Genomic DNA, 24251 nt, shown 5'->3' on the forward strand with positions numbered 1-24251 from the left:
CAGCGGTAGGGCTGGGGATTGTCCGGGCAGGCCGGTGCGTCTGTATTGAATAAAATTGCAGGGCGATCAGCTTCGATAGTGACCCGGTGTGACCCCGGTGTGGGCCTTGAACACCCGCTGGAAGTGACTCTGGTCGGCGAACCCCAAGCGGTAGGCGATCTCCGCGACGGGGGCGCCTTCACTCAACCAGCCGCGGGCGAGGTTTACCCGCTGATTCAATTGGTAGGCATGGGGGGTAAAGCCGGTGGCGGCGCGGAAGGCACGGATCAGCTGGTAGCGGCCCATGCTGGCCAGCTCGGCCAACTCACCCAGCGACAGGCTGTTGTGGGCTTCATCCTGCAGGCATTGCAGCACGGTCTTGAGCGCGCCGTCCGGTAGGGCGGGCAGTACCGAATGCACTAACGGTGGATGAGTATCGGCATCGAAGTCACCCACGAACTCGATCAGAGCGGCTTCTTTCTCGACCGTCGGCGCCGACGAGAACAAGACCTGGTTGAGCTGGCACAGGTGCTGGTAGGTGCTCCGGTCGCGGCTGATGCGTACTGGCTCATCGTCGCCTGTCGACTGGCCGGACTCCCGGCGCAGGGCCTGTAGCCAGACAGCGTCAAGGTGCAACATCTGGTAGCTCCAGGCCGTGCCCGGCTCGGGGTTGCAGGCGTGCATGCGCCGGGCAGGAACAAAGACCAGTGTGCCAGGTTCCAGCCGTGCCTGTCCCCGGCCTGCGCCGGTAAACAGGCTTTGGCCCTGGTCCACGGCACCGATGGAAAAGGTCGGATGACTGTGGGGCTTGTAGCAGGCACGGCTATGACAAGCCTGGCGGCTTTCCACAAACGGCAATGCCGGGTCGCGCCAGAATGCGCTCTGAACTTCAGCGCCTCGAGGCATGCTGCACTCCGATCGATCCAGCGCCTTGTGCGTGTAGCCAGGCCAGTACCTCCGGCCAGTAGCGCGCACCGCTGACTTCGCGAAAAAAGCCGAAATGCCCGACCGGTGCGGGCAAATCGGCTTTGTGGCGCAGTTCGAAGTGCAGGGCTGGGTAGCTGCTGTAAAGTTTTTCCGCTGCGGCGGCTGGCACGTAGTCGTCATCGGCGAACTGCAATGACAGCACCTTGAGCGAGAGGCTGCGGTAGGCCGCTTCGGCCTCCAGCCCTGCTGCAGGCGACAGCAGGTAGTCCGGCTGGTTGGCCCAGGTCGCCCAATCACGCATCAGGCTGCTTGGCAGGTTTTCCGATCCAAGGCCGACGGCGCGGGCTGGAAAGCTCGGCGACAGGCGGGTGAGCAGGGGGATGAGCAACTTGAACAAGGTCCAGTATTTGACGCGCTGAGGCATTGGCCAGCGCCGCCAGTAGGCGAACGAGGCGCCGACGAAGACCGCACCGTGCAAGGCTTGGGAGCGTTCGGCAAGGCCCAGCAATTGGGCGCCGATGCTGTGTCCGATCAGGTAGACCGGTTGCTCGCCAGCCAGTGCCAGGGCGTTGCCAAGCATGCTGTCCAGGTCCTGGCGGCCCCAGTCCTCCAGGCGCAGCGACCTGGGCGCCAAGGTTCCGAGCGCTTTTCCGGTGCCGCGGTAGTTGAAGGTCAGCACCCGATAGCCCTGGTCAGCGAAAAAACCTGCGAATCGACTGTAAAAGCGCATCGGTACCCCCAAGGCGCCAGCGATCAGGATCACCGGCAGATGTGCCGGGGCGTTTACGGGGGCATGCAGCGAAGCGTTCAAGCGGGTGCCGTCCGGGCACAGAACCATCTGTTGCGTCATGCTCATGAGCTAATTCTGCTGGCGGGGTGCTGAATGACCATGCAAGTGGATTGCACGCTAGAAGTCAACCGGCACGCGGATCGCACACGCACAGTTTTCCATCCCAACTGTACCTTGACGCCGGCAGGCCGCTGGCCGGAACCTTGTGGCCTTGCCACCGGAGAACTGCCATGGAGCTGTCCACACTCGCCTTGTTCGTACCCGCCTGCTTCGCCTTGAACATGGCCCCGGGCCCGAACAACCTGCTGTCCTTGAACAACGCCAGTCGCTACGGCTTGCGGATTGCCTGTGTGGCGGGCGTCGGCCGGTTGCTGGCGTTCGCCGGGATGATCGTGCTGGCCGCGATGGGGCTGGCGGTGGTGCTGCACACCAGCGAGTACCTGTTCCTGACCATCAAGTTGTTGGGGGCGGCCTACCTGTTCTACATTGCCTGGCAACTGTGGCGCGCCCCCGTGGCCGCCAGCGCCGTGGTCGCCGAACGCAGCAGCGGCACCTTGCGCCTGGCCCGACAGGAATTCTGGGTGGCCGCGGGCAATCCCAAGGCCATCCTGATCTTCACCGCGTTCCTGCCGCAGTTCATCCAGGTTGGCAGCCCGGTGCCGGTGTCCGAGCAGTTTGCCTGGCTGGGCGGCATGTTCCTGTTGCTGGAGTGGCTGGCCATCGCCCTCTACGGGTGGCTAGGGGCCTACCTGCAGCGCTGGTTCAACCAGCCGGGGCCGCGGCGGCTGTTCAACCGGGTCAGTGCCACGTTGCTGGGCCTGGCCGGTGCTGGCCTGTTGGCAGCGCGCCGCGCCTGAGCCTGTAAGGTAAAGGGCTTATAGAGAAAGGATCTGAGCGTGAGGGCGGAAATGCCCTAGGCTTGTGGCTGGAATCGGGCACACGGAAAGGTTGCCCGCCACTGCCAAGGAGACTTACCGATGCTCTCGACCCTGGAGTTGCGCAATATCATAGAAAGCAGCTTTCTGCCGGTGCGCTGCCAATGCACCCAGGCTGCAGACCGTTCACTGACAGTGCGGGTATTCGACCGCCGCTGTGAACGCGTCGACCTGCTGGTAACCGGCATCAGTGCTGACCAGTTGACCAGCAGCCGGGCCATTTCCAATCTGATAGTCGGTCTTCGCAATGATCTTGCCGATCAGCACAGGCTGCGGGCAGGCCGGCGCAGCGACAGCCTTTAGTCGCGGTAGAACACCTGCATCAGGTGATAGCCGAACTTGCTCTTGATCGGACCGTGCACGGTGCGAAGCGGTTTTTTGAAAATGACCTGGTCGATGGCCCCGACCATTTGCCCTGGACGCACCTCGCCAAGGTCACCGCCGCGCTTGCCGGACGGGCAGGTGGAATACTTCTTGGCCAGCACATCGAACGCCTCGCCCTTGGCGATGCGCTGCTTGAGTTGTTCGGCTTCTTCAGCGGTCTTGACCAGAATATGCCGGGCCTGTGCTTTCATCTCTAAATGCCTTTGCGATGCGGAAAACGCGCCATTATGCCTGATCGCGCAATTCCGGGCGGTCACGAAATTGTTCGAGCGCTTCGGGGTTGGCCAGGGCATCGGTGTTCTTTACCGGCTCTCCATGCACCACGTTGCGAATGGCCAGCTCAACGATCTTGCCGCTGATGGTACGTGGAATATCGTTGACGGCAGCGATCACCGCCGGCACATGACGTGGGGTGGTGTTGCTGCGGATTTCCTGGCGAATCCGTGCCTGCAGCACCTCATCCAGCACCACGCCTTCCTGAAGGCGTACGAACAGTACGACGCGCACGTCGTTCTGCCAGCGCTGGCCGATGGCAACGCTCTCAAGCACCTCGTCTATTTTCTCCACCTGGCGGTAGATCTCCGCCGTGCCGATGCGTACCCCGCCAGGATTGAGTACCGCGTCCGAGCGGCCGTGGATAAGCATGCCACCCGTGGGGGTTTGTTCGGCGTAGTCACCCTGTGCCCAGACGCCGGGGAACTGACTGAAATAGGCTGCGCGAAAACGCTCGCCTTGCGGATCGTTCCAGAACCCCAGGGGCATGGCTGGAAAGTGTCGGGTGCAGACCAGCTCGCCTTTTGCACCTATCAGGGCATGGCCGTCATCGTCCCAGACCTCAACCGCCATCCCCAGGCTCTTGCACTGGATTTCGCCACGACGCACCGGCAGCACCGGATTGCCGATTACAAAGCACGAGCAGATGTCGGTACCGCCAGACATTGACGCCAGGCACAGATCAGCCTTGAACTCTCGGTAGACGTAGTCGTAGCTCTCCGGCGACAGTGGCGAGCCGGTCGACAACAGTAGCTTGAGCGTATTCAGGCGGTGGCTCAGGCGCGGCTGCACGTGGGCATGCTCCAGCGCGGCCAGGTACTTGGCGCTGGTGCCGAACGCTGTGATCCGCTCGCTGTCGATCAGGTCGAGCAAGCGCTCCGGGGCGGGGTGGAAGGGTGAGCCGTCATACAGCACAAGGGTAGTACCCACGGCCAGGCCGCTGACCAGCCAGTTCCACATCATCCAGCCGCAGGTGGTGTAGTAGAACAGCACATCGTCCGGGCCCAGGTCGTTGTGCAGGCCGTGTTCCTTGAGGTGCTGCAGCAGTACGCCGCCGGCGCTGTGAACAATGCACTTGGGCACACCGGTGGTGCCGCTGGAATAGAGGATGTACAGCGGATGATCGAATGGCAGGGGGGTGAATTGCGGCTCGCCGCCGGGTTGGTAGAAGTCGTCCCACAGGCTGATGCGGGCGTTGCTGTGAAATTCGTCGCTGCGGCTGTGCGGGCGGGTGTACGGCACCACCAGCAGTTGTTCGAGGCTCGGCAGCTGGGCCAGTACCTCGTTGATCTTGTCGACCTGGTCGATGCTCTTGCCGGCGTACGGGTAGCCCGCGCACACCATCAGCAGCTTGGGCTCGATCTGGCCGAAGCGGTCGATGATCCCGTGGGTACCAAACTCGGGTGATGAACATGACCAGATGGCACCCAGGCTGGTGCAGGCAAGCATGGCCACCAGGGTTTGCCAGGTGTTGGGCATGCACGCGGCAACGCGGTCGCCGACGCCAATGCCGCAGGCCTTGAAGCTGCGCTGCAGCCCGGCGACCTGAGCGGCCAGCTCGGCATGGCTGATCACCCGGCGTTCGCCATCCTCACGTACAACGATCAGGGCCGGTTGCCCATCACGCCGGCGTAGCAGGTGTTCGGCAACGTTGAGGGTGGCGCCGCCAAACCAGCCGGCGTCGGGCATCTGCGGGCCCTCACTGAGGACTTCGGTGGCCGGCTGGTGCCAACGCACCGCAAAGGTGTCGGCCAGGGTCTGCCAGAACGCGGCACGCTGCTCGATGCTCCAGCGGTGCAACTCGCCATAGTCGGCAAGCGTGAGGTTGAACCTGCGGTTGACCTCAAGGCGGAAGGCATCCATCCGTGTTGCCTGGATGTGCGCCTTGCTCGGCTGCCAGAGCACGTCGTTCATGCCGTGTCCCCTTGGTTGGACCCTTTACTCCACTGTAGCGTGCTTCACTTCAGCCGAGGCCGACCAGATGCGGTAGCGCACCTGGACGCCATCGGGCACGTAGACCACCACTGGCAGCTTGCTGTTGTAGCGCAGCATGAAACCGTCGCCGACCACGGGTACGAAGGCTTCTTTGCGGGTGTTGTCCGGGCAGGCCATCAAGGTCGAGGCAGGGCCCATGACCTTCTCCAGGCGGTAGTAGCTGTAGCCCCAGCCTTGCAGGGTTTTTTCTTCAAGGCTGCCACCCAGGTGCTGGCGGTTGCAGTCGACCTGCAGTTGTTTGCCGGCCATGACTTCGAGCTTGAATGCGGATTCATCGGCCTGTTGCGGCAGGTGGATCACTTGGCGGGTAAAGCCTTTTTCGGCCTCGGGGTAGGGCGCCACATCCTTGAGGCTGGCAGCCTGTACCGAAGTACCGACAGCCAGGGTCAGGGTGAACAACGCGGTGAGGGGGATTGGGCGCATAAGGCCTCCTTGCAGATAAAAAAGCACGATACCGCAGCCAGATCCCGAGCCGCCCGTCACTGGGCCAGCCAACCGCCGTCGATGTTCCAGGCAGCACCACGAACCTGACTGCCAGCTTCGCTACAGAGGAACAATACCAGTTCACCCAGGTGTTCGGGAGTGACGAAGGCCAACGAAGGTTGCTTCTCGGCCAGCAGATCATGCTGGGCCTGTTGTGCCGGAACGCCGCTGGCAATGCGGTCATCGATCTGTTTCTGCACCAGCGGCGTCAGCACCCAGCCTGGGCAGATGGCATTGCAGGTGACGTTGCTGGTGGCGGTTTCCAGGCCCACTACCTTGGTCAGGCCCACCACGCCGTGCTTGGCGGCGACATAGGCAGCCTTGCCGACGGAGCCGACCTGGCCGTGAACCGAGGCGATGTTGATGATTCGGCCCCAGTTGCGCTGGCGCATGCCCGGCAGCACCCATTGGGTACCGTGGAATACCGCCGACAGATTGACGGCGATGATCGAGTCCCAGCGCTCCACCGGGAACTCGTCCACGGGCGCGACATGCTGGATGCCAGCATTGTTGACCAGGATATCGACACTGCCGAACTCGCGCTCGGCGTAGGCGAACAGGTCCTGGATCTGCTTCACGTCGCTGAGGTCCGCCGGGTGATGGCCAACCCGGGTACCATGGCGGGCCACCTCGGCGATGGCTGCACTGGCATCGCCGAAGCCGTTGAGTACAAGGTTGGCCCCGGCCTGGGCCAGGACATGGGCAATCCCCAGGCCGATGCCGCTGGTGGATCCGGTGACCACTGCTGTCTTGCCGTTCAGATTCATGGGTTGCTCCTCAGACGATGCCGGTGGCGTAGAACGTGGCGATAACCACAAACACGGCCAGGGTCTTGATCAGGGTAATACCAAAAATGTCCTTGTACGCTTCACGGTGAGTCAGCCCTGTGACTGCCAGCAGCGTGATCACTGCGCCATTGTGCGGCAGGGTGTCCATGCCACCACTGGCCATGGCGGCCACCCGGTGCAGTACCTCAAGGGGGATGTTCGCGGCGTGGGCCGCAGCAATGAAAGTATCGGACATCGCAGCCAGGGCGATGCTCATGCCACCGGAGGCGGAGCCGGTGATACCGGCGAGCAAGGTCACGGTGATTGCTTCATTGACCAGTGGATTGGGAATCGCCTTTAGCGCATCGGCCAGTACCAGGAAACCCGGCAACGAGGCAATCACCGCGCCGAAACCGTACTCGGACGCGGTGTTCATTGCCGCCAGCAGCGCGCCGCTGACCGCACTTTTGCTGCCTTCGGCCAGGCGACTCTTGATTGCGCCGAAGCCTGCCACCAGTACCAGCAGAATACCGAGCAGCAAGGCCGCCTCGACTGCCCAGATGGCCGTGAGCTTGGCGATCTCGGTTTGCACCGGGGCGCTCATGCCCGGCAGTTGCAAGGTGTGGGTCTTGCCGTACCAGGTGGGAATCCAATGGGTAAACAGCAGGTTCATCACCCCCACCAGCAGCAAGGGCGAAAGCGCAAGCCAGGGGTTGGGCAGCGTGAGGTCGGCTGCAGTTTCCGGCTCGTTGCGCAGCTCCGTGCCATAACCTTCGCCGGCGCGCTGGGCCTTGTTGCGCTGGCGCTGCAGGTAGAGCATGCCGGTGCAGAATACGAACACTGTGCCAATCAGCCCCAGCCACGGCGCGGCCCAGGCGGTGGTGTTGAAGAAAGTGCTGGGGATGATGTTCTGGATCTGCGGGGTGCCGGGCAGGGCATCCATGGTGAACGAGAACGCGCCCAGGGCAATGGTGGCCGGGATCAGGCGCTTGGGGATATTGCTCTGGCGGAACATCTCGGCGGCGAACGGGTAAACCGCAAACACCACCACGAACAACGAGACCCCGCCATACGTCAGCAAGGCGCACACCAGCACGATCACCAGCATGGCCTGGCGGGTGCCGAGCAGGCGGATCGCGGCAGCGACGATCGAACGGGAAAAGCCCGACAGCTCGATCAACTTGCCGAATACGGCGCCGAGCAGGAACACCGGAAAGTACAGCTTGATGAAGCCGACCATCTTCTCCATGAACACACCGGTGAAGGCCGGGGCGACAGCGGAAGGATCGGTGAGCAATACCGCGCCGAGGGCGGCGATAGGGGCGAAGAGGATGACGCTATAACCACGGTAAGCAGCCAGCATCAGCAGCGCCAGGGCTGCCAGGGCGATGATCACACTCATCGAGTGTCTCCTTGGATGCATCTTGTTTTTGTTGGTTGCTGGAGATAGCGGGAATCGTGCCAATTAACTATGTTATTGATATATATAGAATATTTTTAGTTTGGGGAGAGAGAAGTCTCTGACTTGAGAATCGCGGGGCAAGCCCGTTCCTACAGACGCTGGGAGCGGGCTTGCCTCGCGACGAAGTCTCAAGAAAGAAACACAAGTCTCTTTATTGAGACGAAACGCCAAGCGCCACTAATTTCTTGTACAGGGTAGATCTCCCCAGCCCCAGCATCTGCGCGGCCTGCGGCACATTCCCGGCGCAGCGCGCGAGGGTGTCCAGCAATAGCTTGCGCTCAAATTCGGCACACGCCTGTTTATAGCTCAACGACGGCGCTTGCACCGTCAGGGGCGCCAGGTTACCCAGCGCGGCCTGCACATCATGGGCGTTCAAGCGAGGCTGGTCTGCCAGCAAGGTCGCACGCTCCAGCACGTTGCGCAGTTCTCGGATATTGCCCGGCCAGGCATGGCGGGCGAGCAAGGCCTGGGCATCGTCATCCAGCTCATGCTGACTGCCCAACTCCTCGAGGATCGCCTCGCTCAAGGCCGGCAAGTCATCCAGGCGCTCGCGCAGCGGCGGCACCTGAATCGGCAGAACATTGAGCCGGTAGTACAGGTCGGCACGAAACTCGCCCCGGGTCATGGCTGCCGAAAGGTCGGTGGAGGTGGCGGCAATAATGCGAACGTCGCTGTGCATCATCTGGTTGGAGCCCACCGGCTCGTACTCTTTCTCCTGGAGTACCCGCAGCAGCTTGCTTTGCAACGGCAGCGGCATGTCGCCGATCTCGTCGAGGAACAAGGTACCGCCTTCGGCCAGTTGCAACTTGCCGGGGCGGCCCTTGCGGTCGGCGCCGGTGTAGGCGCCAGGCGCGGTGCCGAAGAACTCGGCTTCGAGCAGGGTTTCGGGGATCGCGGCGCTGTTGATGCTGACAAACGCCTTGTGCGCCCGTGGCGAGGCGGCATGGATGGCATGGGCCAGCAGTTCCTTGCCGGTGCCCGTCTCACCCAGCAGCAGCACGGCCGAATCGCTGCTCGCGCCACGCCGGGCGCGACGCTTGACCTCAAGGCTGGCAGCGCTGGTGCCAATGAATTGGGCAAAGCTGTACTTGGCCTGGCGGGCCCGTAGCAACGAGCGGGTCGAAGCCAGCTCCTGCTGCATGCTGGCATAGCGCTTGAGCAGCGGCGAGAGGCTGCGCAGTTCATCGAACAAGGCAAAGCCGATGGCGCCGATCAACTCGCCGTTGCCGTCATGGACCGGCAAACGCATGACCACCAACGGCTCCTTGGGGGTGTCGAGCATGTCGAGGAGAATCGGCCGGCCGTTACTCAATACCTCGCGCATCAAGCTGCCGGGGATCACGCTCTCGCAGGGTTGGCCGATGGCGCTGGCGGCGTTGTGCAAACCAAAGCGCCGGGCATAGCGCTCGTTCATCCAGACGATACGGGCATCGCGGTCGACAATGATGGTGCCTTCACTGGACTGCTCGATGATTTCAAACAGTGATCGGATCGCCAGCAGGCGCACCTGCTGGTAGTCCTTGAGGCTGTCACTGGCAGGCATGGGCCGCTCCCTGAAGGTCAAAGGCTGGGATTATGCCCGTGGATCGAAGGCTTCGCGCAAGGCATCGCCGATGAACACCAGCAGGGACAGGATCAGCGCCAGCGAAAAAAAGGCGGTGAAGCCCAACCAGGGTGCCTGCAGGTTCTGCTTGCCCTGGTTCACCAGTTCGCCCAGTGAGGCGCTGCCGGCAGGCATGCCGAAGCCGAGAAAGTCCAGGGCGGTGAGGGTGGTGATGGCGCCGGTGAGGATGAACGGCAGGAAGGTCAGGGTAGCGTTCATGGCATTGGGCAGTATGTGCCGCAGGATCACCCAGCGATCCTGCAGGCCCAGGGCACGGGCGGCCAGCACGTATTCCAGGTTGCGCCCGCGCAGGAACTCGGCACGCACGACGTCCACCAGGGCGAGCCAGGAAAACAGCGCCATGATGCCCAGCAACCACCAGAAGTTCGGCTCTACAAAGCCACTGAGGATGATCAGCAGGTAGAGCACTGGCAACCCCGACCATACCTCGAGCAAGCGCTGCCCGATCAAGTCGATCCAGCCGCCGTGATAACCCTGCAAGGCGCCGGCGGCAATGCCGATCACCGTGCTGATCACGGTCAGGGCCAGGGCAAACAGGATCGACACTCGAGTGCCATAGAGCACCCGGGCCAGTACATCACGGGCTTGATCGTCGGTGCCCAGCCAGTTCACGGCCGTTGGTGGGCTCGGGGTGGGTTGCTGCAGGTCGTAGTTGGGGGTATCGGCACTGAAGGGTATCGGGGCGAACAGCATCCAGCCACCCTGGTCCTTGATCAACTGCTGCACGTACTGGCTGCGGTAGTCAGGCTGGAACGGCAACTGGCCGCCGAATTCCTGTTCGGTGTAGCGCTTGAAGGCCGGGAAATACAGCTGGCCCTGGTAACTCAACAGCAATGGCTTGTCGTTGGCCACCAGCTCGGCACCCAGGCTCAGCACCAGCAAGCAGCTGAACAGCCAAAGCGAGTACCAGCCCCGGCGGTTGCGGCGAAAGGCTTGCAGGCGTCTGCGCGAGACCGGCGACAGGCTGAACATCATTGCGCCCTCGTGGCAAAGTCGATTCGCGGATCGACCAGGGTGTAGCACAGGTCACCGACCAGGCGGATCAACAGCCCGAACACGGTGAAGATGAACAGTGAGCCGAACACCACCGGGTAATCCCGCGAAACCGCCGCTTCGTAACTCATGCGCCCAAGGCCATCGAGGGAGAAGATCACCTCAATCAGCAGGGAGCCGGCAAAGAACACCGTAATCAATGCCTGGGGAATGCCGGCCACCACCAACAGGATGGCGTTGCGAAACACATGGCCGTACAGCACCCGGCGTTCACTCAGGCCCTTGGCCCGGGCGGTGATGACGTACTGGCGGGTAATTTCGTTGAGAAAGGCGTTCTTGGTCAGCAAGGTGAGGGTAGCAAAACCGCCGATCACCAGGGCCCCGACCGGCAACACCAGGTGCCAGAAGTAGTCGGCCACCTTGCCCAGCAGGCTGAGCTGATCGAAGTTCTCTGACACCAGCCCCCGCACCGGGAACCAGTTCAGCGAGGTGCCGCCGGCGAACAGCACGATCAACAGCAAGGCGAACAGGAACGACGGCAGCGCATAGCCAATCACGATCAGGCTGCTGCTCCAGGCATCGAACGCCGTGCCGTGACGCACGGCCTTGCGAATGCCCAGGGGGATGGACACCAGGTAGGTAATCAGCGTGGCCCAGAAACCGAGCGACAGGGTAACTGGCATTTTCTCCAGGATCAGGTCGGTCACCTTGGCGCCGCGAAAGAAACTGTTGCCAAAGTCCAGTCGTGCGTACTGGCCCAGCATCAGCCACAAGCGTTCCGGTGCCGACTTGTCGAAGCCATACTGGCGCTTGATGTCCTCGATCAGCTTGGGGTCCAGGCCGCGGCTGGCCCGGGAGCTCGCATGCAGGGTTTCGACACTGGCGCCGGGCGCGCTTGCGCCAATGCCCTGCAAGCGGGCGATGGCTTGCTCCACCGGGCCACCGGGTGCGGCTTGGACGATGACAAAATTGACCAGCAGGATGATCAGCAAGGTCGGAATGATCAACAGCAGCCGCCGCAGGATGTTGACGCTCATGGCTGCTCCTTGAGGCGCTCGGCCATTTGCGCGTTGGTCAACGCCGTGGGGCTGACTTCCCACCAGCTGTCCAGGCCTTCGTCGTTGCTGGCTTGCACCTTGGGCAGCCCGAAGCGGTTCCACCACACCGTGGAGGAGCCGGGTGGGTAGTAGTTGGGGATCCAGTAGTAGTTCCACTGCAGCACCCGGTCCAGGGCATGGGCATGACGCAGCATGTCGGCCTGGGTGCTGGCCTTGACCAGCCCTTCGATCAGCCGGTCGACCGCCGGGTCCTGCAGGGCCATGTAGTTGTTGGCGCCTGGGTCGTTGGCCGAGGTCGAGCCGAAGACGTTGTACAGCTCGATGCCGGGTGAGGTCGTGACCGGGTAGCCGGTCACGATCATGTCGTAGTCTCGGGCCATGAGCCGGTTGACGTACTGTGAAGGGTCGATCCGGCGGATGGCGAGGGTGATGCCGATCTGCGCCAGGTTGCGCTTCCAGGGCAGCAGCAAACGCTCGAAGCCGGTCTGGGCATTGAGGAAGGTGAACTGCAGTGGCTCGCCCTGGTCGTTTACCAGTTGGTCGCCCTCAGGTTTCCAGCCTGCCGCCTGGAGCAAGGCCAGGGCTTGCAGCTGTTTGTCGCGAATCAGCCCCGAGCCGTCGGTTCGCGGCGCTTCGAACACCTGGGTAAATACCTCGTCGGGTATCTGCCCGCGCAAGGGCTCCAGCAGCGCCAGCTCACCGGCATCCGGCAGCGCCCGGGCCGCCAGGACGCTGTTGGAAAAAAAGCTCTGCTGACGGATGTACAGGTTGCGCATCATCTGCCGGTTGCTCCACTCGAAATCCCAAAGCATGGCCAGCGCCTGGCGCACGCGACGGTCCTTGAATACCGGCCGCTGCAGGTTGAAGACAAAACCCTGGGCCGTTTGTGGTGCTTGCTTGCCCAAGTGGGCGCGCTGCAAGCGACCGTCTTCCAGCGCCGGGCTGTTGTAGCCGATGGAGTAACCGGTGGCGGAGAACTCGCGGTTGTAGTCAAAGCCGCCACCGCGCAGCACCTGGCGCGCCACTTCGGTGTCGCCGAAGTATTCGATGCGCAGACGGTCGAAATTGTAGCGGCCGCGGTTGACCGGCAGGTCCCGAGCCCACCAGGTCGGATCGCGTTCAAAGGTGATGCTGCGACCGTTGTCGATTGGCCCGATACGATAGGGGCCGCTGCCTACGGGCGTATCAAAACCACCGCCGCTGGCAAAGTCACGGTCCTTCCACTCGTGCTCGGGCAGTACCGGCAAGGTGGCCAGGTCCAGTGGCAGGGTGCGGTTCAGGTTGTTCTTGAAGTGAAAGCGGATCTGCCGTGGCCCCTCGATCTCGACCCGCTCGACATCGGCGAACTGGGTACGGAACTTGAGGTTGCCTTTTTGCATCAGCGTTTCGTAAGTGAAGCGCACATCCTCGGCGCGCACCGGCTGGCCATCGGCAAAGCGTGCACGCGGGTCGAGATAGAAACGCAGCCACAGACCGTCAGGGGCGCGTTCAAGCTGGTGTGCAATAAGGCCGTACACCGTGTAGGGCTCATCTTGCGAGCGCACGGCCAGGGGCGCGTACAGCCAACCGTCGACCTCGGCCACGCCGGTGCCTTTGTCGATATAGGGCAGCACATGGTCGAACTGACCGATCTCGATGGCCGAGCGGCGCAAGGTGCCACCTTTGGGGGCGTCGGGGTTGGCGTAGTCGAAATGCTTGAAGTTGGCGGGATAGCGGGGCGCTTCGCCATAGACCGTGAGAGCGTGGCTGGGAGCTGCCAGGGCGGCATGAGTCCAAGCCAGAATTAGGACCAAGACTACAGCGAGAGAGGAAGGAACGGATTGCAAGCGCCTGACTACCTGTGCCCACGGGTGTGGCTGTAGCTTAGCAGCTCGGAGCGCTACACCCGAACCGGCCCGGGCGGACCGATTCGGGTGCGATGGACTCAGTCCTGGCGGCTGGTCACTTCCAGCAGGTGGTAACCGAACTGGGTCTTCACCGGGCCTTGAACGGTGTTGACCGGGGCGCTGAACACCACGGTGTCGAATTCCTTGACCATCTGGCCTGGGCCGAACGAACCCAGGTCGCCGCCCTGACGGCTGGACGGGCAGGTGGAATTGGCTTTGGCGATTTCGGCGAAATCGGCACCGGCTTCGATCTGAGCCTTCAGTTCGTTGCACTTGTCTTCAGTGGCAACCAGGATGTGACGGGCAGTGGCTTTGGCCATGGGAGATGCTCCTTTGCAAGAAAGTGCCGAGACTACCGGATTGCAGCGCTTTTTTCCTGCGCAATGTCACGCAATGCAGCTGCCCCCTGACGCAACAGCGCTTCGGTGCCGTCCCAACCCAGGCAGCCGTCGGTGATCGACACCCCGTATTTGAGCGGTGCATTGCCCAGCGCCTGGCAACCGTCGAACAAATGGCTTTCGAGCATCATGCCGATCAGCGACGTGTCGCCCTGCAAGCGCTGCTCCAGCACCTCGTTGAACACCTGCGGCTGGCGCATCGGATCCTTGCCGCTGTTGGCATGGCTGCAATCGACCATGACCCGTGGGCTCACGCCCGACTTGGCCAGGCCCTGTCGCGCCAGCGCAATACTCTGGCGATCGTAGTTGGGGCCTTGGTTGCCGCCACGCAGTACCAGGTGCGTATCCGGGTTGCCCAGGGTTTCGATGATGGCCGGGAAACCTTGCGCGTCCATGCCGAAGTGCCTGTGGCCGTGGGCAGCGCTGCGAATCGCATCGCAGGCGATGCCGACACCGCCGTCGGTGCCGTTCTTGAACCCTGCCGGCAGGCCCAGGCCGCTGACCATCTCGCGGTGGATCTGCGATTCGGTGGTGCGTGCACCAATGGCCGCCCAGCTGAGCAAATCGTCGAAGTACCCGGCTGCCATCGGTTGCAGCAGCTCCGTGGCCACTGGCAGGCCGCATTCGAGCATGCTCAGCATCAGCCCGCGCGACAGCGCGATACCGGCGTGCATGTCATCGCTGCCATCAAGGTGCGGGTCGTACGCCAGGCCCTTCCAGCCCACCGTTGTGCGCGGTTTTTCAACATAGGCGCGCATCACCAGCAGCATCTGGTCGCTGACCTCTGCGCCCAGGCGTGCCAGGCGCTGCGCGTATTCGCGGGCCGAGCGTGGGTCGTGGAGCGAGCAGGGGCCGACAATCAGCAGCAGGCGTGAATCTTCGCCATTGAGGATGGCGCGTACAGCCTTGCGGTGGCGTTCGACCTGGGCGGCTAGGGCGGTGGACAGCGGCATCTGCTGCTTGAGCAACAGCGGGCTCGGCAGGCGTTGGCTGACGGCGCTGTTGGCAGCGGTGGGTTCGGACAGTGGCAGAGCGAGTGTGGACGATTGCATGTTCTGGATTCCCTGGGCGGATGGCGGGGTCTTGCCCGCGCTGTCGGCCCTATCGAGGTGTTCGACAGTTGGCCTGATTGGCGTCATGTGTATCTGTGCCACCAACAAGTGACCGATCGGAGGCGGCAGACTGGCCCGAACGGGATTGGCTAAATCGCCAGGCGGTAAAGCTTGGGTAACGGTGGTAGGCGGCGTAGTTCATGGGGTAATCCTCAGTATCTGTTCGGTTGCGTGGGGGCTTAAAAGCAAAACCCCCGATCGGAGGGGCCGACCGGGGGTTTGAGTATTCTCGTATTCGGCGGCCCCTTGAAAGTGGGCGCCGGTGTGGGTATCAGCGGCGCCTGTGGCTAAACCAATACCCAAAATAAAACGCAGCGGGAGCGGCCGTCGCGCACTCGGCAACCGCCAGCACTGGGCGCGAGAGGCGACCGGCGGGGTGTGCGTGAGTGAGGGTGGATTGCGACATGGGACTCTCCAGTTGATGAGCCTGAGCTTACTTCAGGCACCGGCGCGGTTTCAATGGCTAATTTCCATCTGCACGATTTATCACGACTATCGTCGCAGGTAGGCGGTGAAGTCGATATCGCCGGCGCTCAGGATCGCCTGCACGCGGTTGTGCACATTGAGCTTGCGCAGAATCGCCGATACATGCGCCTTGACCGTGGTTTCGGCGATGTCCAGGTTGTAGGCGATCTGTTTGTTCGACTCTCCCTTGGTCATGCGTTCGAGCACCAGCAACTGCTTGCGGGTCAGGGCCTGCAACAGCTCGGGGGCAAAGCCCGGGTGCTCGCTGTGGTTGCGCCGGGTACCGGGCTTCTGCGTGCGAATGATGTCGGGCGGCAGGTACACGTTGCCATTGAGGATCTGCTCGATGGCCTCGGTCATTTGCGAGCGCGGCGAGGATTTGGTGATAAACCCCACAGCGCCGTAGGTGATGGCCTGCAGCACGATCTGCTTGTCCTGTTCGGCCGAGACGATGACCACCGGAATGGTCGGTGCCTCGTTGCGCAGGTTGATCAGCCCACCCAGCCCATGCATGCCGGGCATGTTCAGGTCCAGCAGGATCAGATCCAGGTCGTCGTGTTCCCCGGTCAAGGCCAGGGCACTGTCCAGGTCGGCGGTCTCCATCACTTCGCTGCCGGGAAAACCATCACTGATGACGTTGTGGATGGCTTCGCGAAACAACGGGTGGTCGTCGGCGATCAGAATCTTGTACATGGCTTTGCACCTTATTGTTGTGGTTGTCGCTGCACCCCTACATTACAGGCCAGGCGCAACGCTTTGGAAATGCGACCATCGACAAGCAAAACAGTACCAAAGTAGTAGGCGCCAGGGCAGGGGCTGGCTCTAGCATGGCGTGAACTGCCGCCGGACAAGGAACCCTCTCATGGCCATATTGCTGGTCGATGACCACCCGATGTTGCGCCTGGGTGTGGCCCGGACCCTGGAGCAGGGCCTTGAGGGCCTTGCAATTCTGGAAGCGGGTAGCGGTGAGGAGGCCTTGATCAAGGTTGGCGAACAGTTGCCGGGGCTGGTGATCATGGATTTCGACCTGCCGGGCATCAGTGGCCTGGAAACCACCCGGCGCCTGCGCCAGCGCTGGCCGCAACTGCGGGTGCTGTTCTTCAGCGAACACACCGAGCTGGGCCTGGTGCGCCAGGCGATGGATGCCGGTGCCTGCGGGTTTCTCTCCAAGAACGTCGAGCCGGGTGTAGTGCTTGAGGCAGTGCGGCGGGTGTTGTGCGGGCATGCCTACATCGAGCAGGCCCTGGCCACCGCCCTGGCGTTGCAGGCCCATGGCGGGCAGGGCGTGCATGCGCGGCTGCACGGCCTGAGCCAGCGGGAAACCGAGATTTTCCTGATGCTGGCCAAAGGCGGCTCGAACCGCCTGATCGCGCAACAGTTGTGCCTGAGCAGCAAGACCGTGTCCAACTACCTGACCCTGCTCAAGAGCAAGTTGCAGGTCCGTTCCCAGGCCGAAATGGTGCATCTGGCCATCGAAGTCGGACTGTTGCGGGTAGCCGCTTAGTTCCAGGTGTCCGGGCAGCCCTGGCAGCCTTCCATATTGCTGTCCTGGAAGTTGGCGTAGTGCTGGCGGCTGCCGCGCAGGTCGGCACGTTCCAGGTTGCTTTCACCCAGCTTGGCTTCCTGCAGGTTGGTATCGGCCAGGCTTGCACCCTTGAGGTCGGCCTTGCTCAGCCAGGTCATTTCAAGGTCGGCCGCTTGCAGGTTGCTGTTGTGCAGCTTGGCGCCGGAGAGCCGGGCAAATTCCAGGTAGGCCGCACTGAGGTTGGCATCGCTGAAGTTGGCGCCCTGGGCAAACATGCCCCAGCCTTGCACTGCAATCAGCGTGGCGCCTTGCAGGTTGGCCAGGCGCAGGTTGCTTTGCTGCAGGCTGGCGCGGGTGAGATTGGCGCCCTGCAGGTTGGCTTTTTCCAGGTTGGCCAGGTCCAGGCGGGCATGGCGCAGGTTGGCGCCGCGCAAGTCGGCGCCGGCCAGATTGATCTTGCGCAGGTCCTGATTGCTCAGGTCGGCGTCGCGCAGGTCGGCGTTGGGGCATTGGCTTTCGGGGGCGATCAGGCAGCCGTTGATGCGCGGCAGGGCATCGTCGTCGGCGAAGGCGGGAGTCAGGGTTATGGCCAGTAGTAGAGGTAGGTAGTTCATCAGTATCTCCTGGGTATGTGACACCGCTATCGCGGTGCAAGCCCGCTCCCATAGAGTGGGGCCGGGCTTACACCGCGAAGGGCTTAACGCTGAGCTGTCTTGGTATCCCAGGCCGGGATCTTGAACACCCAGAACGAACCACCCTGTGCCACTGGCTTGGTCAGCTCGGCCATGTCGCCGCCCCACAGGGGTACTGCACCGCCGTAGCCCACGGTCACGCCGATGTACTGCTCACCGTCCTGCTCCCAGGTGATGGGTGGCGAGACGATGCCGCTGCCAGTCTGGAATTTCCACAGCTCCTCGCCCGTCTTGGCGTTGAACGCCTTGAAGTAGCCGTCACCGGTGCCGGTGAACACCAGGTTGCCCTTGGTCGCCAGTACCCCGGCCCAGAGTGGCAGTCGCTCCTTGTGCTCCCAGACCATTTTGCCGGTGGTCGGGTCCATGGCGCGCAGCGAGCCTACGTGATCCTCATACATGCGCTTGATCCGGAAGCCCATGCCCAGGTAGGCCGAGCCTTTCTTGTAGTTGACCTCTTCGGTCCAGTACTCCTCTTTCCACTGGTTGGACGGCACATAGAACAGGCCGGTGTCCTGGCTATAGGCCATCGGGTTCCAGTTCTTGCCACCCAGGAACGGCGGCGAGACTTCCACTGGCTTGCCTTTGGTCTGGCCAGGCTCGGGCTTGGCCGGACGTTGCCCCGGGTTCTCGACCGGGCGTCCGGTCTTCAGGTCGATGTGGCTGGCCCAGGTGATGTTGTCGGCGAACGGGAAGGCGTTCTTGAGCTTGCCGTTGGTACGGTCGACTACATAGAAGAAGCCGTTGCGGTCGGCGTGGGCAGTGGCCTTGTATTGCTTGCCGTCCTTGTCCTTGTAGTCGAACAGCACCAGCTCGTTGTTACCGGAGAAGTCCCAGGCGTCGTTTGGCGTGTGCTGGTAGAACCACTTCACCTCGCCGGTGGTGGGGTCTACGCCGACCTGGCCGGAGGTGTACAGGCTGTCATAGTCGTGGGGGTTGCCGTCCTTGGAGGTTCGCGCCCAGGTATTCCAGGGCCCGGGGTTGCCGGCGCCGACAATGATGGTGTTGGTTTCGGCGTCGAAGCTTGCGCTTTGCCAGGGGGCACCGCCGCCGTGGCTCCAGGCCTCGACCTTGCCGGTTTCGGTGTTCGGGTCGTCCGGCCAGGACGGTGCCTTGACGTCACCGGTCGGGGTGCTGTCCTTGCCGTTCAGACGGCCCATGTGGCCTTCGACGAACGGACGCATCCACACTTCTTCGCCGGTGTCCGGGTCGCGGGCAAACAACTGGCCGACCACGCCGAATTCGTCGCCGGAGCTGCCGTGAATGAGCAGCACCTTGCCACTCTTCTGGTCTTTGACCAGGGTCGGGGCGCCGGTCATGGTATAGCCGGCGCTGTGGTCGCCGAACTTCTTCCTCCACACCACCTTGCCGGTGTCCTTGTTCAGGGCCACGACCTGGGCATCGAGCGTGCCGAAGAAAATTTTGTCGCCGAAGATCGCCGCACCACGGTTGACGACGTCACAGCACGGGCGAATGTTGTCGGGCAGGCGGTGGTTGTAGGTCCACAGGCGCTTGCCGGTCTTGGCGTCAAGGGCGAATACCCGCGAGTAGGAGCCGGTGACGTAGATCACCCCGTCGTTGACGATGGCCTGGGACTCCTGGCCGCGTTGCTTTTCGTCACCGAACGAATAAGACCAGGCCGGGGTCAGCTTGAACACGTTCTTGTCGTTGACCTGGGCCAACGGGCTCCAGCGCTGGGCGTTGGTGCCCATGCCGTACTGCAGCACGTTGCCGGTGCTCTTGTGGTCATCGGCAATGTCATCCCAGCTCACCGGCTTGGCGAAGGCGGGCGCCGCCAGGGCCAGGCTGCCCATCAGCAACACGGTATGCACGGCAGCAGTCAGAGGCTTGAGCGAGGCGGGTAACGATCTTATTGTCATGATTGGAGTTCCCAATGAAGGTTTTGGCCCTTCTAGCCTGGGATTTCCCTGCACGGCTTGATACGGAAAAACTCCCGCCCTTTGCGGGAAAACTTCCCAAACCGCCTGTGATTTGGCACTGCTCCACAAGCGCTACGACCAAGGGAGTAGAGCGCGACCCCCAAAGCAGCATGGGGCGGTAGCCAGCGGCTGCCTAAGCTGGCGAGCAACCTTTCAGCCGAGAGGTGTTCGCGTGCAAACAGCAGTCGAGGGCAGAACAATGACAACAGCAAAAAACGCCTGGTTGAGCCTGATGGTGGTGGGCAGCCTGATCAGCAGTGCGGCGGTGTTCGCCCATGGCAACGTAACGCCGACGGCGGTCAACATCGGCAACCTTGAGAAACTTGGTGAAGAGTGGCGGGCGGAAAACCCCTACCGCAACAGCAAGGATCACGACGAAGCGGTCTCGATAGGCGCATCGGCCTACAACCAGAACTGTGCGGCGTGCCATGGCCTGGAAGCCAAGTCCGGGGGTATTGCACCCGACCTGCGCCTGCTTGATGAAGGCGCGATGGGTGATGAGTGGTTTGTGGAGCGGGTGCGCAACGGCGCGGTGCGCGATGGCCGGGTGTACATGCCGAAGATGGCCGATTACCTCAGCCAGGAGGCGTTGTGGGCGGTGCGCAGTTACCTCGATACCGTGCGCGTGGATGAGTGACTGGCTTGAGTCACGACCGCCAGCGGCTACAGACAACCGCTGTAGCCGCTGGCGATGAACGAGGCTGCGATCGGCTGCGAAGCAGTCGGCATCCTGCCTCGCTCCTACCGTTGAGGGGGCCAACCGCTACAAGGCGTAGTGCTTGAGCTCCCGGGCGATCAGCATGCGCTGGATCTCGCTGGAGCCTTCGTAGATCTGGGTGATCCGCGCATCGCGGTAGTAACGCTCGACCGGATAGTCCTCCAGATACCCATACCCGCCATGCACCTGGATCGCCTTGGAGCAGACCCGTTCGGCCATCTCCGAGGCGAACAGCTTGGCCTGTGAGGCTTCGCTCAGGCACGGTTTGCCGGCGCTGCGCAGGCGTGCGGCATGCAGGATCAGCAGGCGTGCAGCGTTGATCTGCACCTGCATGTCGGCCAGCAGGTTGGCGATGCTCTGGTGCTCGTTGATCGGCTTGCCGAACTGGATGCGGTCACGGGAGTACACCAGCGCTGCTTCGAATGCCGCGCGGGCGATGCCCAGGGCCTGGGCGGCGATGCCGATACGGCCGCCTTCAAGGTTGGACAGCGCAATCGCCAGGCCCTTACCGCGCTCACCGAGCATATTGGCGGCAGGGATACGGCAGTTGTTCAAGGTGACCGCGCAGGTGTCGGAGGCGCGGATGCCCATCTTGTGTTCGCTGCGATCGACCACGAAGCCTTCATTGTCGGTAGGCACCAGGAACGCCGAGATGCCTTTCTTGCCCAGGTCCGGGTCAGTGACGGCAAACACGATGGCAAGGCCTGCGCGACGCGCGTTGCTGACAAATTGCTTGGCACCATTGATGACCCAGTGATCACCTTGCAGCTCGGCGCGGGTGCGCAGGTTGTGCGCCTCGGAGCCTGCCTGGGGTTCGGTCAGGCAAAAACAGCCGATCACCTCACCGCTGGCCAGGCGCTCGAGCCAGGTCTGCTGTTGTTCGGCATTGCCGTAGGCGAGCAGGGGGCCGCAGCCTACCGAGTTGTGGATACTCATCAAGGCCCCGGTGGCACCATCGCCGGCGGCGATCTCTTCCACGGCCAGGGCGTAGGCGACATAGTCGGTGTAGCTGCCACCCCATTGCTCGGGGACGACCATGCCGAGCAAGCCAAGCTCGCCCATTTTCTTGACCACGTTGTCATCGATCCAGCCGGCCTTTTCCCAGGCCTGGGCATGGGGCGCGATTTCGCCACGGGCAAAATCGCGGGCCATGTCGCGGATCATGATCTGTTCTTCGCTCAGTTCCAGGTCTTGCATCTGCGTACTCCAGGCCTTACAGGCCTTCGAAGAATTGGTTCACGCGCGAACGGTTGAGGTCGGCGAGGACGGTGGGGTTCCAGCGCGGCTGCTTGTCCTTGTCGATGATCAGCGCCCGCACGCCTTCGATCAGGTCGCCATGATCGAACCACTGCTGGTCCAGGTGCAGCTCCATGGCAAAGCAGTCTTCCAGGCTCAGGTGACGGCCACGGAGCAGCATCTCCAGGGTCACGGCCATGGCCAGCGGTGAGCGGGTGCCCAGCAGGTCGGCGGTCTTGAGTGCCCACTCATGGCTGTCGGCCACGGTCACGGCCCGTAGTTGCTCCACGATACTGCTGACATCGGGCAGGGCGAAGAAGTGATCGATGGCCGGACGCAGCCTGGCCAGCGGTGCGTCGTCCAGGGTCTGGGTGCCGAGCTTGGCCAGCAGGCCTTGCAGGTCCTTGAGCGGGTGGTCGCCAACGTTCAGCTCATCGAGGCGCTCGTCGAGCAGGCTCAGCTTGCCGCTGTCCAGGTACCAGTCGGCCAGGCCGCAGTACAGTGCGTCGGCGGCGCCGATCTGTACCCCGGTGACGCCCAGGTAGGTGCCCAGCTCGCCAGGGACGCGGGACAGGAAGTAGCTGCCGCCTACGTCGGGGAAATAACCGATGCCCACTTCTGGCATCGCCAGGCGACTGCGCTCGGTGACCACGCGCAGTTCAGCGCCTTGTGCCAGGCCCATGCCACCGCCCAGGGTGAAACCGTCCATCAGGGCCAGGATCGGTTTGCGGTAGTGGTGGATGCACAGGTCGAGGGCGTATTCCTCGACGAAGAAATCGCGGTGCAGGCTGTCACCGGCCTTGTAGCTTTCATACAGCGAACGGATGTCGCCCCCTGCACAGAAACCTTTGGGGCCTTCGCCACGCAAGACCACCGCCTGCACCTGCGGATCGGCCGCCCAGGCATCGAGCTGCTGCTGCAACTGGCGCACCATGTCCAGGGTCAGGGCATTGAGGCCGGCGGGGCGGTTGAGGGTCAAGTGACCGATATGGTTGCGAACCTGGGCCAGAATCGGCGCCTGGGTTGGCGTTTGAACGTGCGCGGTCATCGCTGTCTCCCTGCTTTGTTATTGATTTTCCACGTGAAATATCACGATCTGGGTAAGCGCTCGAGGATCAGGGGATCCTAACAGTGCAAATTTGCCTATTACAATTCGTAAAACTGCAATTGGTCGCTGCATTTTTGCATGGCTGTGCGCCTTCCGGGTCGGGTGTTGCCACTTTAGCCTTGTGACACGGCGGAAGGGGGGAGTAGTTCCCCTTGCCGCCCCTCTACCTGCTTGCGCCAAAGCAGCAGGCAGTTGGCGCCAAGGCAGCGTATAGGCCAGGTGCAGGCCTTTCGATAATCGCCTCCGAATCAGTCACCCCGAATGCGGAGCGCGTCATGCACAACAATAACAATGCCCATCGCCGTATCCTGCCCTTGCTCACCAGCCTGTCTGCCCTGACCTTGAGCCCCTTGGCCTGCGCCGACATCATGCTCTACGACAAGGACCAGACCACCTTTTCCACCGATGGCTATATCAACGCCTTCTACGTCAACAGCGACATCGACCGCGCTGGCGAGCAGTACGACCGGCGCCAGTCACGGGTGAAGATGGGCTTTTTGCCCAACACCCTGGGCTTCAACATGACCCGCCAGGCCGATACGTTGAAATTGGGTGGCCGCGCCTCGTTCTGGGTGACCATCAACGACAGCGAAACCAACGGCACCGACACGGCCATCGATGTGCGGCAGTTCTATGGCACCGTGGCCAACACCGAGTGGGGTGAAGTGCTTATCGGCAAAGACTTCGGCCTGTTCGCCCGCTCCAACATTCTGCTTGACGAGCTGTTGGCAGGCTATGGCCAGGTCAGCGACACCCTGGGGCTGGTGGACGGCGGCGGGGTGTCGTTCGGCAACATCGGCAGCGGCTACCCGTACCCATTCCCCACCTCGCAGATCACCTACCGCACCCCCTTGATGGAAGGCTTGCGAGTGGCGGTAGGGATCATGGACCCGGTCGACACCAACGACGACAGCGCGGTGGGCAAAGCCTACCAGGAGAACCCGCGCACCGAGAGCGAGATCACCTACCAGTTCGACCTGGGCGGTGCGCAGATCTACAGTTGGCTCAACGGCAGCTACCAGACCTCGGACAACACCGACAGCAACGTCGATTCGGTGACCTCCAAGGGCGTGGGCTACGGCGTACAGGCAAAAATGGGCGTCTTCTCGCTGACCGGCTCGGGCTTTACCGCCAAAGGCATCAATCCGTTTTTCACCAACAACGCCGGGGAGGCGACCTTGCGCGAGGTGGACAGCACCGGCTACCTGGTGCAGGGCTCATATCGGTTCGGCAAGAATCGACTGGCATTGTCGTATGGCAGGACCAAGGATGATGGCAATGGTGCGGTGAACACCGGGGCCGACTACGAGACGCGGGGCATTGCGCTGTTCCATGACATCAATGACAACCTCAAGCTTGTGGCCGAGTACAACCAGTTCGAGATCGATGGGCACGAGGGGGATGCACAGAACGAGGATACCGATACCCTGGCGCTGGGGGCGGTGTTGACCTGGTAGCTCGAACCACGGCCGCTGCGCGGTCGATCGCAGGCTGTCGCCAGCGG

General features: G+C 62.6%; 23 protein-coding genes. 5 read left to right on the forward strand and 18 right to left on the reverse strand.

Translation table 11 applies throughout. The annotated features are described in order from the left end of the window. Positions 1-66: 66 nt before the first annotated feature. Together ABVN19_RS08915 and ABVN19_RS08920 are read right to left on the reverse strand one after the other, a co-directional pair. Positions 67-885, reverse strand: coding sequence for an AraC family transcriptional regulator (locus tag ABVN19_RS08915; RefSeq protein WP_105641314.1), 819 nt, complete (start codon positions 883-885; stop codon positions 67-69). After that, positions 869-1762: an alpha/beta fold hydrolase gene (locus tag ABVN19_RS08920; protein WP_105641313.1), complete on the reverse strand. Its 894-nt coding sequence runs from the start codon at positions 1760-1762 to the stop codon at positions 869-871. Before ABVN19_RS08920 ends, ABVN19_RS08915 begins: the two co-directional genes overlap by 17 nt. A gap of 164 nt (positions 1763-1926) precedes the next feature. Between ABVN19_RS08920 and ABVN19_RS08925 the strand changes: the two genes are divergently transcribed. Beyond that, positions 1927-2553, forward strand: coding sequence for a LysE family translocator (locus ABVN19_RS08925; RefSeq protein WP_028945159.1), 627 nt, complete (start codon positions 1927-1929; stop codon positions 2551-2553). A 120-nt stretch (positions 2554-2673) separates the two neighbouring features. After that, positions 2674-2934, forward strand: coding sequence for a DUF1652 domain-containing protein (locus ABVN19_RS08930; protein ID WP_028945160.1), 261 nt, complete (start codon positions 2674-2676; stop codon positions 2932-2934). Here the strand turns inward: ABVN19_RS08930 and ABVN19_RS08935 are convergent. The 12 genes from ABVN19_RS08935 to ABVN19_RS08990 form a co-directional block, all read right to left on the reverse strand. Next, complete coding sequence (locus ABVN19_RS08935) at positions 2931-3206, reverse strand: peptidylprolyl isomerase (protein WP_105641312.1); 276 nt, start codon at positions 3204-3206, stop codon at positions 2931-2933. The two genes, ABVN19_RS08930 and ABVN19_RS08935, sit on opposite strands and share 4 nt — an antisense overlap. Positions 3207-3240: 34 nt before the next feature. After that, positions 3241-5202 carry an acetoacetate--CoA ligase gene (locus tag ABVN19_RS08940; protein WP_105641311.1) on the reverse strand — a complete coding sequence of 654 codons (1962 nt, stop codon included), beginning with the start codon at positions 5200-5202 and terminating at the stop codon, positions 3241-3243. A gap of 24 nt (positions 5203-5226) precedes the next feature. Further along, positions 5227-5706: a serine protease inhibitor ecotin gene (gene eco / locus ABVN19_RS08945; RefSeq protein WP_105641310.1), complete on the reverse strand. Its 480-nt coding sequence runs from the start codon at positions 5704-5706 to the stop codon at positions 5227-5229. A 56-nt stretch (positions 5707-5762) separates the two neighbouring features. Further along, positions 5763-6533 (reverse strand): 3-hydroxybutyrate dehydrogenase, encoded by a 771-nt coding sequence (hbdH, locus tag ABVN19_RS08950; protein WP_105641309.1) that lies wholly within the window; start codon positions 6531-6533, stop codon positions 5763-5765. A 10-nt stretch (positions 6534-6543) separates the two neighbouring features. After that, positions 6544-7935, reverse strand: a complete 1392-nt coding sequence (locus tag ABVN19_RS08955) for a GntP family permease (protein ID WP_028945164.1) — start codon at positions 7933-7935, stop codon at positions 6544-6546. 211 nt (positions 7936-8146) lie between these two features. Beyond that, complete coding sequence (locus ABVN19_RS08960; RefSeq protein ID WP_028945165.1) at positions 8147-9538, reverse strand: sigma-54-dependent Fis family transcriptional regulator; 1392 nt, start codon at positions 9536-9538, stop codon at positions 8147-8149. Positions 9539-9568: 30 nt separating this feature from the next. Then, positions 9569-10591 (reverse strand): ABC transporter permease, encoded by a 1023-nt coding sequence (locus ABVN19_RS08965; protein ID WP_028945166.1) that lies wholly within the window; start codon positions 10589-10591, stop codon positions 9569-9571. After that, a complete protein-coding gene (gene yejB / locus ABVN19_RS08970; RefSeq protein ID WP_105641308.1) occupies positions 10591-11649 on the reverse strand; it encodes a microcin C ABC transporter permease YejB in 1059 nt (352 codons plus the stop codon). Before yejB ends, ABVN19_RS08965 begins: the two co-directional genes overlap by 1 nt. After that, positions 11646-13463: an extracellular solute-binding protein gene (locus ABVN19_RS08975; protein WP_256585756.1), complete on the reverse strand. Its 1818-nt coding sequence runs from the start codon at positions 13461-13463 to the stop codon at positions 11646-11648. The genes yejB and ABVN19_RS08975 overlap by 4 nt, the downstream gene beginning before the upstream one ends. Positions 13464-13594: 131 nt before the next feature. Next, the gene (locus tag ABVN19_RS08980; RefSeq protein WP_010226518.1) at positions 13595-13876 is read right to left on the reverse strand and encodes a peptidylprolyl isomerase; all 282 of its coding nucleotides are present in this window, start codon (positions 13874-13876) and stop codon (positions 13595-13597) included. 32 nt (positions 13877-13908) lie between these two features. Continuing rightward, positions 13909-15006, reverse strand: coding sequence for a 3-deoxy-7-phosphoheptulonate synthase (locus ABVN19_RS08985; RefSeq protein WP_051270642.1), 1098 nt, complete (start codon positions 15004-15006; stop codon positions 13909-13911). Positions 15007-15558: 552 nt separating this feature from the next. Then, positions 15559-16224, reverse strand: a complete 666-nt coding sequence (locus ABVN19_RS08990; RefSeq protein WP_028945168.1) for a response regulator transcription factor — start codon at positions 16222-16224, stop codon at positions 15559-15561. A 169-nt stretch (positions 16225-16393) separates the two neighbouring features. Between ABVN19_RS08990 and ABVN19_RS08995 the strand changes: the two genes are divergently transcribed. Then, complete coding sequence (locus ABVN19_RS08995) at positions 16394-17035, forward strand: response regulator transcription factor (RefSeq protein WP_105641306.1); 642 nt, start codon at positions 16394-16396, stop codon at positions 17033-17035. Here the strand turns inward: ABVN19_RS08995 and ABVN19_RS09000 are convergent. After that, positions 17032-17670 carry a pentapeptide repeat-containing protein gene (locus ABVN19_RS09000; protein WP_105641305.1) on the reverse strand — a complete coding sequence of 213 codons (639 nt, stop codon included), beginning with the start codon at positions 17668-17670 and terminating at the stop codon, positions 17032-17034. The genes ABVN19_RS08995 and ABVN19_RS09000 overlap by 4 nt on opposite strands. A gap of 83 nt (positions 17671-17753) precedes the next feature. Continuing rightward, positions 17754-19625 carry a quinoprotein ethanol dehydrogenase gene (gene exaA, locus ABVN19_RS09005; protein ID WP_028945171.1) on the reverse strand — a complete coding sequence of 624 codons (1872 nt, stop codon included), beginning with the start codon at positions 19623-19625 and terminating at the stop codon, positions 17754-17756. Between the two features lie 259 nt (positions 19626-19884). On the opposite strand from exaA, the gene pedF reads away from it, so the two are divergent. Beyond that, a complete protein-coding gene (pedF, locus tag ABVN19_RS09010) occupies positions 19885-20322 on the forward strand; it encodes a cytochrome c-550 PedF (protein WP_028945172.1) in 438 nt (145 codons plus the stop codon). A 126-nt stretch (positions 20323-20448) separates the two neighbouring features. On the opposite strand, the gene ABVN19_RS09015 is transcribed toward pedF, so the two are convergent. Next, a complete protein-coding gene (locus ABVN19_RS09015) occupies positions 20449-21600 on the reverse strand; it encodes an acyl-CoA dehydrogenase family protein (RefSeq protein ID WP_028945173.1) in 1152 nt (383 codons plus the stop codon). A 16-nt stretch (positions 21601-21616) separates the two neighbouring features. Then, complete coding sequence (locus tag ABVN19_RS09020; protein WP_105641304.1) at positions 21617-22687, reverse strand: enoyl-CoA hydratase/isomerase family protein; 1071 nt, start codon at positions 22685-22687, stop codon at positions 21617-21619. Between the two features lie 335 nt (positions 22688-23022). Between ABVN19_RS09020 and ABVN19_RS09025 the strand changes: the two genes are divergently transcribed. Further along, positions 23023-24204: a porin gene (locus tag ABVN19_RS09025; protein WP_105641303.1), complete on the forward strand. Its 1182-nt coding sequence runs from the start codon at positions 23023-23025 to the stop codon at positions 24202-24204. Positions 24205-24251: the final 47 nt, after the last annotated feature.

This window comes from Pseudomonas vranovensis, assembly GCF_040438935.1.
GTDB lineage: Bacteria > Pseudomonadota > Gammaproteobacteria > Pseudomonadales > Pseudomonadaceae > Aquipseudomonas > Aquipseudomonas vranovensis.

Coding starts and splice junctions, on each gene's coding strand:
- ABVN19_RS08915 (WP_105641314.1), bottom strand. CDS start 885: ATGCCTCGAGGCGCTGAAGTTCAGAGCGCATTCTGGCGCGACCCGGCA.
- ABVN19_RS08920 (WP_105641313.1), bottom strand. CDS start 1,762: ATGAGCATGACGCAACAGATGGTTCTGTGCCCGGACGGCACCCGCTTG.
- ABVN19_RS08925 (WP_028945159.1), top strand. CDS start 1,927: ATGGAGCTGTCCACACTCGCCTTGTTCGTACCCGCCTGCTTCGCCTTG.
- ABVN19_RS08930 (WP_028945160.1), top strand. CDS start 2,674: ATGCTCTCGACCCTGGAGTTGCGCAATATCATAGAAAGCAGCTTTCTG.
- ABVN19_RS08935 (WP_105641312.1), bottom strand. CDS start 3,206: ATGAAAGCACAGGCCCGGCATATTCTGGTCAAGACCGCTGAAGAAGCC.
- ABVN19_RS08940 (WP_105641311.1), bottom strand. CDS start 5,202: ATGAACGACGTGCTCTGGCAGCCGAGCAAGGCGCACATCCAGGCAACA.
- eco (WP_105641310.1), bottom strand. CDS start 5,706: ATGCGCCCAATCCCCCTCACCGCGTTGTTCACCCTGACCCTGGCTGTC.
- hbdH (WP_105641309.1), bottom strand. CDS start 6,533: ATGAATCTGAACGGCAAGACAGCAGTGGTCACCGGATCCACCAGCGGC.
- ABVN19_RS08955 (WP_028945164.1), bottom strand. CDS start 7,935: ATGAGTGTGATCATCGCCCTGGCAGCCCTGGCGCTGCTGATGCTGGCT.
- ABVN19_RS08960 (WP_028945165.1), bottom strand. CDS start 9,538: ATGCCTGCCAGTGACAGCCTCAAGGACTACCAGCAGGTGCGCCTGCTG.
- ABVN19_RS08965 (WP_028945166.1), bottom strand. CDS start 10,591: ATGTTCAGCCTGTCGCCGGTCTCGCGCAGACGCCTGCAAGCCTTTCGC.
- yejB (WP_105641308.1), bottom strand. CDS start 11,649: ATGAGCGTCAACATCCTGCGGCGGCTGCTGTTGATCATTCCGACCTTG.
- ABVN19_RS08980 (WP_010226518.1), bottom strand. CDS start 13,876: ATGGCCAAAGCCACTGCCCGTCACATCCTGGTTGCCACTGAAGACAAG.
- ABVN19_RS08985 (WP_051270642.1), bottom strand. CDS start 15,006: ATGCAATCGTCCACACTCGCTCTGCCACTGTCCGAACCCACCGCTGCC.
- ABVN19_RS08990 (WP_028945168.1), bottom strand. CDS start 16,224: ATGTACAAGATTCTGATCGCCGACGACCACCCGTTGTTTCGCGAAGCC.
- ABVN19_RS08995 (WP_105641306.1), top strand. CDS start 16,394: ATGGCCATATTGCTGGTCGATGACCACCCGATGTTGCGCCTGGGTGTG.
- ABVN19_RS09000 (WP_105641305.1), bottom strand. CDS start 17,670: ATGAACTACCTACCTCTACTACTGGCCATAACCCTGACTCCCGCCTTC.
- exaA (WP_028945171.1), bottom strand. CDS start 19,625: ATGACAATAAGATCGTTACCCGCCTCGCTCAAGCCTCTGACTGCTGCC.
- pedF (WP_028945172.1), top strand. CDS start 19,885: ATGACAACAGCAAAAAACGCCTGGTTGAGCCTGATGGTGGTGGGCAGC.
- ABVN19_RS09015 (WP_028945173.1), bottom strand. CDS start 21,600: ATGCAAGACCTGGAACTGAGCGAAGAACAGATCATGATCCGCGACATG.
- ABVN19_RS09020 (WP_105641304.1), bottom strand. CDS start 22,687: ATGACCGCGCACGTTCAAACGCCAACCCAGGCGCCGATTCTGGCCCAG.
- ABVN19_RS09025 (WP_105641303.1), top strand. CDS start 23,023: ATGCACAACAATAACAATGCCCATCGCCGTATCCTGCCCTTGCTCACC.